The 13907-nt window shown below is 51.4% G+C and carries 10 protein-coding genes; all 10 read right to left on the bottom strand.

Annotation, left to right across the window (positions count from 1 at the left end; genetic code table 11):
- Positions 1 to 76: 76 nt before the first annotated feature.
- Positions 77 to 1657 carry an ABC transporter substrate-binding protein gene (locus R50912_RS10160; protein ID WP_042242044.1) on the bottom strand — a complete coding sequence of 527 codons (1581 nt, stop codon included), beginning with the start codon at positions 1655 to 1657 and terminating at the stop codon, positions 77 to 79.
- 67 nt (positions 1658 to 1724) lie between these two features.
- Positions 1725 to 2588 (bottom strand): carbohydrate ABC transporter permease, encoded by an 864-nt coding sequence (locus tag R50912_RS10155; RefSeq protein WP_442950514.1) that lies wholly within the window; start codon positions 2586 to 2588, stop codon positions 1725 to 1727.
- Between the two features lie 85 nt (positions 2589 to 2673).
- Positions 2674 to 3600 (bottom strand): ABC transporter permease, encoded by a 927-nt coding sequence (locus R50912_RS10150; RefSeq protein WP_042135342.1) that lies wholly within the window; start codon positions 3598 to 3600, stop codon positions 2674 to 2676.
- Positions 3601 to 3787: 187 nt separating this feature from the next.
- On the bottom strand, positions 3788 to 5347 hold the full coding sequence (locus R50912_RS10145; RefSeq protein ID WP_042234519.1) for a response regulator: 1560 nt from the start codon (positions 5345 to 5347) through the stop codon (positions 3788 to 3790).
- Positions 5348 to 5409: 62 nt separating this feature from the next.
- Complete coding sequence (locus tag R50912_RS10140; protein ID WP_042234516.1) at positions 5410 to 7131, bottom strand: sensor histidine kinase; 1722 nt, start codon at positions 7129 to 7131, stop codon at positions 5410 to 5412.
- A 307-nt stretch (positions 7132 to 7438) separates the two neighbouring features.
- On the bottom strand, positions 7439 to 9811 hold the full coding sequence (gene galA, locus R50912_RS10135) for a beta-galactosidase GalA (protein WP_042234512.1): 2373 nt from the start codon (positions 9809 to 9811) through the stop codon (positions 7439 to 7441).
- 191 nt (positions 9812 to 10002) lie between these two features.
- Positions 10003 to 11007 carry a CapA family protein gene (locus R50912_RS10130; RefSeq protein WP_042242038.1) on the bottom strand — a complete coding sequence of 335 codons (1005 nt, stop codon included), beginning with the start codon at positions 11005 to 11007 and terminating at the stop codon, positions 10003 to 10005.
- Between the two features lie 59 nt (positions 11008 to 11066).
- A complete protein-coding gene (locus R50912_RS10125; protein ID WP_042234509.1) occupies positions 11067 to 11534 on the bottom strand; it encodes a YfbM family protein in 468 nt (155 codons plus the stop codon).
- Positions 11535 to 11634: 100 nt separating this feature from the next.
- The gene (locus tag R50912_RS10120; RefSeq protein WP_039307858.1) at positions 11635 to 12294 is read right to left on the bottom strand and encodes a class I SAM-dependent methyltransferase; all 660 of its coding nucleotides are present in this window, start codon (positions 12292 to 12294) and stop codon (positions 11635 to 11637) included.
- A 253-nt stretch (positions 12295 to 12547) separates the two neighbouring features.
- A complete protein-coding gene (locus R50912_RS36190; RefSeq protein ID WP_269322097.1) occupies positions 12548 to 13654 on the bottom strand; it encodes a collagen-like protein in 1107 nt (368 codons plus the stop codon).
- Positions 13655 to 13907: the final 253 nt, after the last annotated feature.

The raw sequence follows: 13907 nt of genomic DNA, 5'->3' as shown, positions 1-13907 counted from the left end.
ATAAAAAAAACCACCCCAAAGCTATGCTCTGGAGTGGCCCGGAAGCCGTTACATTAGCTTCACCTTTATTTTGTTATTATTTCTGTGCTGCCAGGAAAGCGTCAATCTGGCTCTGCAGCTCTGTCTGCACCTTGTCAATACCAGCAGATTTCAGCTGTTTGATCAGATCTGCCTGACCTTTATCCAGATCATCAATCAAGCCATATTCCAGCGGAATGGCATAACGCAGCATCACGTTGCCGATGTTGGCTACTTCGTTCTTCACTGGTGTGGAGTCGAAGACAAAGGTTTCAAGCGGGAAGTGATAGATGCTGGACTGCCAGCTGTTGAACATGTTGTCCGCTTCTACCGGATACGCCGAATCTTGACGGTTCAGCGGGGAGTTCCAGCCCCAGTTCGAGAAGCCCGTGTAGTTGGCAGCTGCTGGTCCTGCAGTGTATTTCTTGTCGCCATCAGGAATATAGTTAGTTCCGGCAATACCGTACATCGTCAAATCATGAATTTCCTTGTCATTCTGCAGAAGATCGATCAGCATCAGAGAGCGTTCTACGTTCTTGGAAGTAGCATGGATCGCCATCCCATTCTGGGTCGAAATGGCTGCAATTTTCTTCTTGCCAGGAGTAAGGTCAGCAATCGCCAGCTCCACATCCGGTTTGTCACGGCGCATTTCAGATACATTCGCTGCTACAGTACCCAGGTTCTGAGCGTAGGAGGAAACTTTTTCAGCTTTGATATCCTGCCATACGTCATTTTTGTTGCTGACTACGTTTTTGGACCATACGCCATTGTCTGCAAGATCCTTGTAGTAGGTAAGCAGTTCTCTGAATTCAGGTGTGTCGTAGATGTTGAAAACTTTGCCGGTTGCATCATCCAGCTTATAAGCCAGCGGCAGCAGGTTAGCGTCTACCAGGTTCCAGTCATTGTTCTGCTCCAGCGTAGCCTGGTCAAGCTCATGCCATTTCCAGCCGTCGGCAGGTTTGGCACCGTATGCGGCAATTCCAGTTTCTTCTTTTGCAACTGTTTTCAGGTAATTGGCATAGGATTCAAGGCTGTTGATTTCAGGAAGATTGTATTTCTTGCGCAGATCCTCACGGTACAGAACTACTTTGTCGGTAACCTCAACGTTGTTGTTAGGAACCATGTAGAGCTTGCCGTCCACTTTGGCTTGCTCCCAGTTGACTTTAGGCATCGCTTCCCAAGTCTGCGGCATGTAAGTCGACAGCAGATCATCCGTCAGCTCCAGGAAACCGCCTTTGAGCGCCTGATCGTTATAGAGTGCCCAGTTGGCAGTATACACAAGGTCAAAATCTTCATTAGCCGCAAATTTCAGCGGGTACTTCTGTGTCCAATCCGACCAGTCGAGGAATTCAGTCTCCACGGTAGCATTGATTTTTTCTTTCAATTTCGTGTTCAGCTCTCCGAACACCTTGTCGTAGTCCCCCGGCTGGCCGCCGATCAGCAGCATCTTCAGCTTCACTTCTTTGGATGTGTCCGGAGCGCCGGTATTCGTAGCTGCCCCTTCTGTAGCCGTTGCCGGAGCTTTCGTAGCCTCTGCACCTGTATTGGCGTTGTTATTGCCGCCGCATGCACTGAGAATGGTACCCAGCGCCATCATTGTTGCCAGCGTAACTGTAAGCTTTTTTGTCTTATTTTTCATCATGACCGATGTTCCCCCTAAATCAAAATAGTATTGGGTTTATATTGATAACCAGGTTGCCCTGTGTTCATCCTTTGACTGCTCCAATTGTAAGTCCGGTTACAAAATATTTCTGGATGAACGGATAAGCAAGCAGGATCGGTCCTGTCGCCACAATGGTCATGGCCATCTTCAGACTCTCCGTAGGCAGATCCGTATTCACAACTGCGCCGGAGGCCATCATCGCCTTGCGCATGCCATCCATATTTCCGAGCATTTTGTAGAGATAATACTGCAGCGGCATCAGCTCTGATTTGGAGATGAACAAGAGTGCGTTGTACCAGTCATTCCAGTAGGCCAGAGCAATGAACAGGCCAATGGTAGCCAGGGCAGGCTTGGACAAAGGCACAATCAGCTGCATGAAAATCCGGAAATCTCCTGCGCCGTCAATCTTGGCGGATTCTGTAATGGCATCCGGGATGCTGCTCATGAACGATTTCATGACGATAATATAGAACACGTTCATCAGCAAAGGCAGGATCAGCACCAGCAATGTATCTTTAAGATGCAGATAGTTGACAATCATCAGGTACCAGGGGACCAGACCGCCGCTGAACAGTGTCGTGAAGAAGAAGAAGAAGGAGAAACGGCCGCGCCATTTGAAATCTCTCCGGGACAGCACGTAGGCCGTCATCGAAGTCAGGAACAATCCGAATAATGTACCTATGGCGGTTACAGATATGGTTATGCCGTAAGCTCTAAGCATTTCCTCCGGATACTTGAACAGCAGGCTGTAGGCCTCTGTCGAGAACGAGGACGGGAAGATCTGGAACCCTTTTTCGATAATCGTGCTCTCCTCACTCAAAGAGGAGGACACGACCAGAATGAAAGGGAAGATACAGAATATAGCGAGCACAGTAAGCGTCACGTAGCCGATAATGGACAGTATCATCTTGTCTTTATTGCCGCGCTTCCGGATAACCTCCGGAGTTTTCATGTTTGCAGTAGTTGAACTCATTTCAGTTGACCTCCTTTTCCTAGAATAGAGCACGATCCTTATCGTATTTACGAACGGCATAGTTAGCCAGCATGATGGTTACGAAACCAAGCAGGGACTGATAGAAGCCGGCCGCAGCAGACATTCCGATCTCATTGGAAGTAGTCAGTGAGCGGAACACGAAGGTGTCGATGACGTCGGTTGATGAGAACAGCAGGCCGTTGTTGCCGACCATATTGTAGAACATCCCGAAATCCCCGCGGAAGACGTTACCGATAGCCAGCAGCACCAGAATGATGACAGTAGGCATCAGGTTCGGAACCGTAATCTTCATAATCCGCTGGAAAATATTCGCCCCGTCAATCTCAGCCGCTTCGTACATCTCAGTATCAATGCTGGTGATCGCGGCCAGATACATGATTGTACCATAGCCCAGCGTCTTCCACGCGGATACGACCACCAGGATTACCGGCCAGTAGGCAGCGGTATTATAGATGTCCACCGGCTGCATGCCGAGTCCCTTAAGCAATACGTTGATGGTACCAACGTCGAAGTTGAACAGGTTGTAGGCAATGGCACCAACCACAACCCAGGAAATGAAGTAAGGCAGGAACAATACCGTTTGGGTAATTTTCCGGAACCATTTGCCGGCAACCTCGAACAGCAGGATCGCCGCAAAGATCTGAACCACATTATTCACAACGATAAAAGCAATATTGTACAGCGCCGTGTTTCGTGTTACGCGCCAGGCGTCACCAGAATTGAAGAAGAATTTAAAGTTGTCCCATCCGTTCCATGGGCTGCCGAAGACCCCGCCCGTGTAGTCGTATTGCTTAAAGGCCAGTATAATGCCTGACATGGGTATATAAGCAAAAAGCAGGAAGAACAATACCGCCGGTACAAGCATGAGGAGCAAGGATCTGTACTTCTTCACATCATCCCAGAATCCATGTTGTTTCTGTTTCATCTTGAATCCCCTTTCCAACAATCCCTTTTCTCTATAGCTTTATTATAAAGAAGCGCTTTCCCCGTGTGGATTAAGCCCAGCAACTAAAAGTAATACTTTTTCAACGATCGGTTAATATATACCATTCCCCAAAAACAAAAAAACGTTCCCCCCGGTTATAAAAACCGGACTGGAAACGTTTGGCAGGCTATATTTTCTGTTTCTTGCGGTACTCTCCCGGCGTCATGCCTGTGATCTGCTTAAACTGCCGATTGAAATAGATAATGTTCTTATAGCCCATGCGCTCGGCAATCTCATAGATTTTGAGTGTGGGATCGCCCAGCAGCTCGAAGACCCGGCCCGTCTTACGCTCATTCACGAATTCACTGAAAGGAAGCCCGTACTCTTCCTTGAACAGATAACCTAAATAGTTCGGTGTGAAGTCAAAATGGGCGGCTACCTCCTTCAGGGTAATCTTCTTCTCCAGATTCTCCTCCACATAATTCATAATATCATCGATCAGCTTACGCTTCTGCCGCTGCCGCTTCACATACAGCAGCTCCGACAGCTCGAAGAATCTGCGCCGCATCCAGGACAGGATATCGTGAATCGTCTCGAACTGGAAGAGAATATCCGGCTGATGCGACTCCCACTGCAGCAGCTCATACAGATTCTCATTCTGCTGCTGCAGATCCGCATGCAGCTTGGAGGTGATGCGGATAATCAGCTCATAGACATCCTTCTTGCTTGCACTCGTGAACAGCTCCAGCAGCTGGTCGTCGATGGCCACCAGATCATATTGAATGATTGCCTCCAGCAGCTTCACCACAGTCTGTTCCATCCGGGCCCCCGGTGTCCCGCGCGGCGAAGACTCCATATTATCCCGGATCAGCCGGTTCTTCCCGAGCAGCCACTTCGCGCTGAGCGCGGCTTGTGCCTGCTGGTAGGATTCGTGGAGTCCCGCTTCGTCTTGGGCATAACGTCCGACACCAACGGTTAACGTACAGGGTGAGGACTCTGCCATCTTGCGGATTAGTTCGTCCAGCATGTTCATGAAGCTGTCCTGCGGAAGGCTGCAAAGAATGACAAACCGGTGATGATGAACCGGAATCAGCGTACCAAGCTTCCCGTCCTCCACAAAGGATTTGATCACCCCGGCCATTTGCCGCGTCTTCACGCGCGCATCCTCCTCGGACAGATCACGCATTTTCCATTCCAGATCATCGATCTCGACAAGTGCAGCCGCCGCCCCTTTCACCAGAAGCGGGGTAAGGGCACTGCGCAGATGCGGCTCAGCGGGTTCAGGCGAGGGTTCTTCGAACCAGCGCAGGATGAGCTCTTTGTTCACAAGGGACAACGCTTCGCTGAAGGAACGGTTCTGCTCCCTTTCCTTCTCCATAGCTCCGCACAATGCGTCCAGCATGTCGTACAAATCCTTATCTTCAACAGGCTTCAGCAAGTAGCCGGAAGCATTGATCTCAATAGCTTCCTTCGCATAGCTGAAATCCTCATGGCCGCTGATGAAGACGATTTTGACCTTGGGATGGATGACCTTAGCCCTGCGCGCAAACTCCGTTCCGGTCATAATGGGCATCCGTATGTCTGACAGGATAATATCGACCCGTTCCTGCTCCATGATCTTAAGTGCGTTAAAGCCGCTGTTCGCCGTTCCTATTACTGCAATATCGAGCGGGCTTGCCAGCACCCTTCGCCGCAGCCACTCCAGATCGATAGCTTCATCGTCAACCAGCAATACATTGATACTCATCGCAATCATTTCCTCCTGTGTTTATACAAGATGCTCTGCCCTTAACCAGTCAGCGAAATTCCTCACAGGTCCTCATGATCCTGAACCCCGGCAGGTAGAAGCAGCTGGACGGTTGTCCCTCCTCCGTAGAAGCTGGCAATCGTCACACCGTATGCGTCACCGTATCTAAGCTTGATCCGCTCATTGACGTTCTTCACCCCGTAACCGCCGGACTGTCCCTTGCCCTGCATCATTTTCTTAACGACATCCGGACGCATGCCGATTCCATTGTCGATAATCTTCAGCTCAATACTGCTGCCGACCCTCCGGCCTGTCAGACGGATGGCAATGGACTCGCCAAACCAGGCATGCTTGAATATATTCTCCACAAAAGGCTGCAGCAGCAGCTTAATGACCTGCATCTGCATAATCTCCTCGTCCACATCAACATACAGAGTGAAGGCATCCGCATATTTGACCCGCTGGATTTCCAGATAAGTCGCCACCTGTTCCAGCTCCTTCTCCAGGGCAATGTACACATTGCCCTGGTTCAGCGTCAGCCGGTAGAAACGCGACAGGCCCTGGACCATCTCCGTGACCTTGCCGATTTCGCCCAGATTGGCCAGGCTGCTTATCGTCGAGAGTGTATTGTAGAGAAAATGCGGATTAATCTGCGCCTGCAACGCCTCCAGCTCCGCCTGCTTCTTCTGAATCCCCTGCACATATACGCTGTTGATCAGCCCCTGAATATTGGTGGCCATATCATTGAAGGAGTCCGCGATCTGCACAAACTCATCATTGCCGGAGAAGCGGATCCGCTTCTGGAAGTTCCCCTCCTGGAAGGAACGGACCAAGCCTACAATCCGGCTCATCTTACGCCCGGAAATACGCGCCACCACGTACCCAATCAGGGTCATAACCAGGAAGCTGAGCGAGCAGACTGCAATAATGACTTTGCGCAGACGGCCGGCATCCTGGGTCAGATACTTTTGCGGGACGAGCGCCTCAATAACGAAATTACTGCCCGGGATCTGCTCATGCAGACTGAGGAAGTTCTGCCGGCCATCGTCATAATTGGCGGTTCCGCGCTGGAACAGAATCGAATTCGTAGTCTCTTCAACCAGCCGCAGGGTAATCCCTTCTTCCACAGGGAAGGTATCGAAGCCGCCGAACAGATCCTCCAGGGAGACCGTAATGCGTATATAGCCGATCACCGTTTTGTAATCACTGAAGTTGACCAGCCTGCGGACATGGGAGAGATTACCCAGCTTCTGGTCGGTATCAATCTGCAGCCACAAATTATCGCGCTTCGAATCCTTAAGCGACAGGTACCATTCACTGCCCGTGATGTCCTCAAAGGGCAGAATATAATAATCGCTGTCATAGATCGGCTCACCCAGATTATCGCCCGATACAATATTAAGATCACTGTTCGGGGTATAGAGCATGAAGCGGATCTTGTTCCCGAACAGCTGCAGCGGTGCGGTGATCTGGGGAACAATCTCATCGATCATAGTCAGATAGATCTCAAACGGTGTCCCTTTCTGCTCAAGCGCCCGCTGAAACGGCTGGCTGCCGAACAGGTTGTCCGACATCCGCTGAATTTCATCCATCTGATAGCGGATATTGTTCCTTGCCTGCTCCATTCCCGTCTTGATGTTGGACTCGGCCATTTCTGTTCTGGAATCAGTCAGCATGGAATACGAAATGTAGCCGATGAACACATCGGTCAGCAGGACCAGCAGCAGGTAGGGAATCATCATTTTATAAGTGAAGGGCATGTATTTCTTCAGTTTAGGCATCATTCGCGGGACATCCTCTGCATGGAATTCGTTATTTATATATAAAATGCACCTAAGAAATTACGTAAGGCTCAGTCGTCACTGCGGTGAATATTTGGACTTCCGGCCGCTGTTGTCTCCAGATTCCTCAAATTATACCGCTGTTCGCGGTGGAAATCCGGTGACAAAGGCGGTCGCTACCGCTCCTACAGTTCCAGAATCCCCCTTCGTTCCTTCTCGCTTTGTTATCTTCATTGGTTCATCTTATATATTATCGTTCCACCCGCCGGAAATAAATAGCCGCTCCACAAGTTCACTTCTCGCCTTATGATTATTCCGCAGTCACCTGCAGCACCACTTCCGCAGAGGCCAGTCCCGTGGACACCGCCCGAACCTGGATGGAGCCCGCTTCCGGTGACGCCTGAATCAAGGCCAGGCACCAGCCGTTAAAAGCACGCCGCAGCGGAGACTTGTCCGGCTCATGGCTGCTTGGATTGCCGTTGCCGACGCCGAGCAGACCTCCCGCTCCCGACACTTCAAACCGGATCTCGTTGTCGGCCGCAGGAACGACATAACCCTGCTTGTCCAGAATAGCCACGCGGACCGGGATCGTATCACAGCCATCCGCCCGGCCCTCCAGCCGGTCAGGGAACAACGCGATCTGGTACGGCTGGCCTGCTGTGACTACAGCCTTCTCGGCAATGGCCAGGCCGCCGCGTTTGCCGATAGCTTTTAACTCACCCGGCTCATAGATGACCTCCCACAATAAATACCCGGTTCTATCTGCCTGCTGTTCGCCCAGACTTCTGCCGTTCAGACTCAGCTCCACCGTCTCGGTGTTGGAGAATACGCGCACTTCAACCGGCTTCCCCTCCGAGCCCGGCCAATTCCAGTGCGGCAGCACATGAACCATCGGCTCGTCCTTCCACACCGCCTGCATATAGTAATAGCTGTCTTTGGGGAACCCGCAGGTGTCCATCAGCCCGAAATGCGAGTTAATGCACGGCCACAGATAAGGGGTCGGCTCCCCCCGGTAATCGAATCCGGTCCACATGAAGACGCCGGTCAGAAAACGGTAATTCACCAGATCACTCCACGCCTGCTGCGGAGTGCAGCCCCAGGAAGGAATGTTCGTGCCGTATTCGGAACAGTAGCCCTTGACCGGATCATCTTCGTAGATTCCCCGGGTTGCCGTATAACTGGCACATTCACTGCCGATCATCAGCCGCTCAGGATATAACCCGTGGTCACGGATGTCGATATTATGGGTCTCCCGGTGTCCATAATTATAGCCAGTAATCTCTACCACATCGTTATAGCCATTCTCGTTCCAGCCATGGTTCATCGCCGCAGAGGTCGGGCGGGTCGGATCGATCCGGCGGGTCCGGTCCGCGAGTGTCTTCAGTATCCGCGCACCTGTCACGGTACCTTCAAGAACCTCCTCATTCTCCAGGTTCCAGATGATTACTGAGGGATGATTCCGGTCCCTGAGGAGCATCCGCTCCAACTGGCTCAGTCCATTCGTGCTGCTGTCGAGCTTGCGGTTCTCATCCATTACCAGCATGCCGATCCGGTCACAGATATCCAGCAGCTCGGGGGCTGGAGGATGGTGGGCACTGCGGTAGGCGTTGGAGCCCATCTCCTGCAGCAGTCTAAGCTTGTATTCGATCAGGCTGTCCGGCAGCGCTACGCCGACCCCGGCGAAGTCCTGATGGTTGCATGTCCCTTTGATGAGCAGCGGTTCTCCGTTCAGGAAGAAGCCTTCCTCCGCATCGAAGCGTATGCTGCGGATGCCGAACAGCGTCTCATACCGGTCAATCTCTTTCCCTTCATATATAACAGCCGATTCCGCCTTATATAAATACGGCGATTCCGTACCCCAGAGCATAGGCTGATTCACCTCAAAGCTCTGCTCAATCTCCGTCTCAGCATGCCAGTCCGCATAAGCATCCGCTGAATCCGCACAGATCTGTATTCCATCCGCATCATAAATCACCGTGCGCAGCGATACCGGCAGGCCCTCAGGATAATCATTGCGGAGACGTGTGCGGATGTTGACTACGGCCTGCTCTTTGGCCACTTCCGGTGTCGTTATATAGGTTCCATACTCAGCTACATGCAGGCGGTCCGTATTCTCCAGCCAGACATGACGGTAAATGCCGCAGCCCTCATACCACCAGCCTTCACATTCGCTAGCATCTACTTTGACCAGAATGACATTACTGCCCTCCCCGCCATAGCGGAGAACATCCGACAGATCGTAACTGAACCCTATATATCCTCCGTGATGCGAGCCGATCAGATGCCCGTTAACCCATACCGTGCTGGTGCCCGATACTCCGTCAAAGCGTACCGTCCATTTACTGCCTGCAGCGTCTGCAGGAAGCTCGAAGGTTTTGCGGTAGAAGCCTGTACCGCCCGGAAGATAACCATGGCTGCCGTCCCTTGCGCCAAGCATTTCATCCGGAACATACTGCTGCTCCACACACCAGTCATGCGGCAGGCTGAGTGCGGTCCATTCCAGCTGCTGCTCACCCATTCCTTTATCATTAAAAGCAATATCCAGCCACTCCCCCTCCCGGAGAGCACCCGTATCTGTAATACCGCCTGTCATTCCACCCTTGACTGCATAAGGAATCTGGAGCTCCCCTTTATAAAAGCCCCAGTTCTCATCAAACTTGACTTTGGTTCTTACGGTTCCCATACTCACTTCTGCAAAAACCTCCTTGATGAACTAATATTCATATTGTAGAGTAGATTAGCTTTACGCCGTTAGTACAATGCTAATAATGAATAGCACAAAATGAATATGACCTGGCTCCAATGCAAATAGCCCGGAGAAGAAAAGTCTGCTTCTCCGGGCTATTCAGTATATCCTCAGCACTCCCTGCTGCTTCAGAGCTTCTCGCTGACCGCTCCGCCCGCTGTGATCTTCGCATTGAAGGAGAGCTCATTCAGCAGCTTGTAGGTCTCTTTGTTATAGGCTTCACCCATGAAATTGGGCTGCCCGCCAATGATTTTGACTGGAGTAATACTGCTCGTCACCCCGGAATTGCTGATCGTGAAGTTGACCAGCATCGAATGCAGCGTCTTGTCCCCGCCCCGTGTAGAGCGGTTGAACACAAAATTGCCCAGCGAATAGTAGATCGGCTTATGCTTGTAATATTCGATCCCCATCAGACAATGGCTATGCGCCCCGAGGATAATATCGGCCCCGCTGTCGATCATCTGTTTCGCCAGAGTCCGGGCGTACTGTTCAGGGTAGTCCTTGAACTCCTCATTCCAGTGAATATAGACAATGGTATAATCGTTGTCCTTGGCTGATTGCTTAATCGCACTCAGCAGAGGCTCCGCTGTATAGGCGGAAGCCGCACCCGGATTGTTCTTGCCTGCATACCAGGAAGGATCAGACAATACCCGGCTTACACCCAGCATGGCGATCCGCTTGCCTTTGACCGTCTTGGTGTAAGGTTTAAAAGCCTGTTGTATGTTCGCGCCTGCCCCTGTGTGTCCGATCTTATTTCTGTCCAGATGAATCAGCGTGTCGAGCATGGCGGTTTGTCCATAATCCAGAATATGATTATTCGCCAGGGATACTCCGTCAATTCCTGCGTAGCTCAGTCCTGCCAATGCTGCCGGCTTAGAGCGGAAGGCGAACATTTTCTCGGCGGCATCTCCCCGCACGGAGACCGGTGTCTCCAGATTGGCAAAAGCCAGATCGGCCTTCTGCAGCACTGGCGCTACTTTGACGAACGGGAAATTGACCCCGTATTTGGCAATCTGCTCGCCGACAAAACCGTCCAGCAGAATGTCTCCGGCAAAAGCAAGCTGAATCTTGTCCTGCGGAGCAGCCCCTTTGGCACTAAGACCCGCAGCCGGTACTAATAGGAGCAGAATCATTATTATAATGGCATATCTGCGCAAGTTCTCTGGCTCCTTTTCTACAAATTCAAATGAAGTTATGAGATATAAAATACTACATACGCTTGATCAGCGCTTGCGGTCCGGTAGAACTCTTTCATAGCCGTGAAATACGTATACATATAGTCAAAAAACTCTTCCGGTTCATCATCATCCACCAGCGGATATACCCCTTCGTCCAGCATCTGCCGGAATTGATACTGTTCCCGCATAAACGCCTCTTCTATTCCCTCCAGGGCAGCAGCGGTTTCTGTCACCTGTTCCGGCTCCAGCACAAATACCTCGGCATCGGAATAGTGTCCGGCATAATATTGGCCATTCATTGGCACAACCGCCCCAAGTGCTGAACCTTCCTCCGTGCCCCCGCCGCTTAGTGTATAATGCAGCGCCTGCCAGGCCTTATCGATATCCAGCTTCGGTTCGATTCCGTGCAGACTGATCTCTTCATCCCGGATGGCCTGAAGCAGTTCCGCAGTTACAGTGATGTAGTTACCAATCATCCCCATGAAGTTGTCTCCTTCTCTCTTCCGTCTTGAGCCTATTCTACTATACCGGAAGGAAACAACCAAATGATGGGGATTATACCTCTACCGTTCTATGCTAGTACTAACCCTGCGCCTTCTTGAGCACCGCACGGAAACAGTTCAGGCCGCCCCACTGATCGGTATGCACCGCATCTGCCGGAAGATTGAAATCTGTCTCGCCCCAATACTGAAACCCGGCCTGGAGCAGAATCTCATTCATCCGCGGCAGGTTCACGGTCGGATAATCAAAGGTCAGCACGAGCAGACCTTCTCCATTAAGAGTTCTGTGAAATTCCCGCACCGCAAGCACCGAATCCTGCACCGACAGATGCTCCAGTACCGAGATGCAAAAAATCGTATCAAAGCTCTCATCCTCATACGGCAGTGCGGTAAGATCCGCCTGGGTCAGATGCAGCCGGTTTGTTCTTCTGGCCTGCACCTGCTGGGCTGCCAATTCTCCGATATCATCGGCAATATCCTGCATAATCGCTTCCCGTGACAGAATCCGGGCATCAATATCACAGGCGAAGACCTCTGCACTATAGCCGGCAAGGTAGAATTTAAGCGGGTGGGATATTCCGCAGGCGGCATCCAGCACCACATCATGCGGTGAAATAAAGTTGGTGCACCATTCGTATTCATAGGGACGGCTCCACCAGGATTCCGGCAAATCATAAATCAGCTTCTCACGGCGGGCATCAGTATTCACAAAAAAACGGGAGACATATGGATGTGTCGGCATAACCAGGACTCCTTTTATGAGGGGATTTCGGTAGTGAGAGTATATTCACGAATCCGTATTTCATGCTATACCTGAATGATAAGCTGACACCGGCATGGATCGAACTCTGAATCTACGGGATAAGGAGCAGATGTAGATATCTCTTCATACAAAGCAGGTGCTGTCCTTATACGGGCAGCACCTGCTTCATCAGTAATGGATAGTCCTGCAATGCTTGCTTAAGTCCTCCTTCTCCCTTTAGTATTCAAATCAGCTAGATGTCACTGGAGAGATATACCTGATACGCAGCGTTATTTGCTACATTCCTATTTAAAAATAAAGAAATGGCATCATCTCTGACCACCGGACTGCCAGGAATATTGCTGACCCAAGTAACAGTAGCAGCTGCTGGTGTGTACACCGAATTATTTGAAACAAAAACCTGATGTGATCCTACGTCTGAAGAGAGGCTTTTAAAAATTAGAGTTCCGGTAATTGTGGCGGTTAGCGTAAGTGTTATAGTTGCCAATACATCCCCTGGAGCCGGTACAACAGCAGTATTAATCACATTTTTACTTATTTGATAAACATAATTTCCTGCTGGAAGGTTGTTTACATCAATGCTTGATGCAAATGCCACAACATTGCCTGTGGAACCTGTTACAACATATGGCAATGTCTCAGATTCCGGCCCCGGCGATCCCAGAAATAATTGAAACCCTGGATTTGTCCCTTGAAACAGAATCAACTTTGTTGATGTCGTTGACACAGGGCCTGTCGCTCCCGTTGCCCCTGTCGCTCCCGCTGCTCCGGCCGCTCCTGCTGTGCCTGTCGCTCCCGTTGCCCCTGTCGCTCCCGCTGCTCCGGCCGCTCCCGCCGTGCCTGTCGCTCCCGTTGCCCCTGTCGCTCCCGCTGCTCCGGCCGCTCCCGCCGTGCCTGTCGCTCCCGTTGCCCCTGTCGCTCCTGCTGCTCCGGCCGCTCCTGCTGTGCCTGTCGCTCCCGTTGCCCCTGTTGCTCCCGCTGCCCCGGCCGCTCCTGCTGTGCCTGTCGCTCCCGTTGCCCCTGTCGCTCCTGCTGCTCCGGCCGCTCCCGCCGTGCCTGTCGCTCCCGTTGCCCCTGTCGCTCCCGCTGCTCCGGCCGCTCCCGCCGGACCGGTTGGCCCCGTTACTCCCGTTGCTCCGCGTTCACCACCGGAGGGACCGGTAGCTCCTGTTGCACCAACCCTACCCGCTGGACCGGTAGCCCCCGTTACTCCTGTTCTCCCGGCAGCTCCCGGTGCTCCTGTTATACCCGCTGGACCAGGTTGGCCTGGCGGTCCCAGCAGAGAGTTCACAATAATCTTCGGCTGGGGACAAGTCAGCTTTACAATTTTTTTACGCACCACTACTCTTCTCTTGCAGTGTTCCTGTTGCTGGTCATTTACCCGAACTTTACGTTTTTTTGAATTGCCTGTTTTTTTTTCATTTCCATTTCCCTCATTACAAGCTCCTTTTGACTTCAATGTTTCCACCTCCGCCCTCCCATAATATGTATTTTCAGAAATACAGTATGGGCTACTATACTGGAACCATAACTTTTTTTACAGTTTTCTACCTTCCGCATTATTCCTAACGGATTGAGATATCAATTATTCG

The organism is Paenibacillus sp. FSL R5-0912, from assembly GCF_000758605.1.
Lineage (GTDB): Bacteria > Bacillota > Bacilli > Paenibacillales > Paenibacillaceae > Paenibacillus_AQ.
This window is presented reverse-complemented; position numbering and strand designations above follow the sequence as displayed.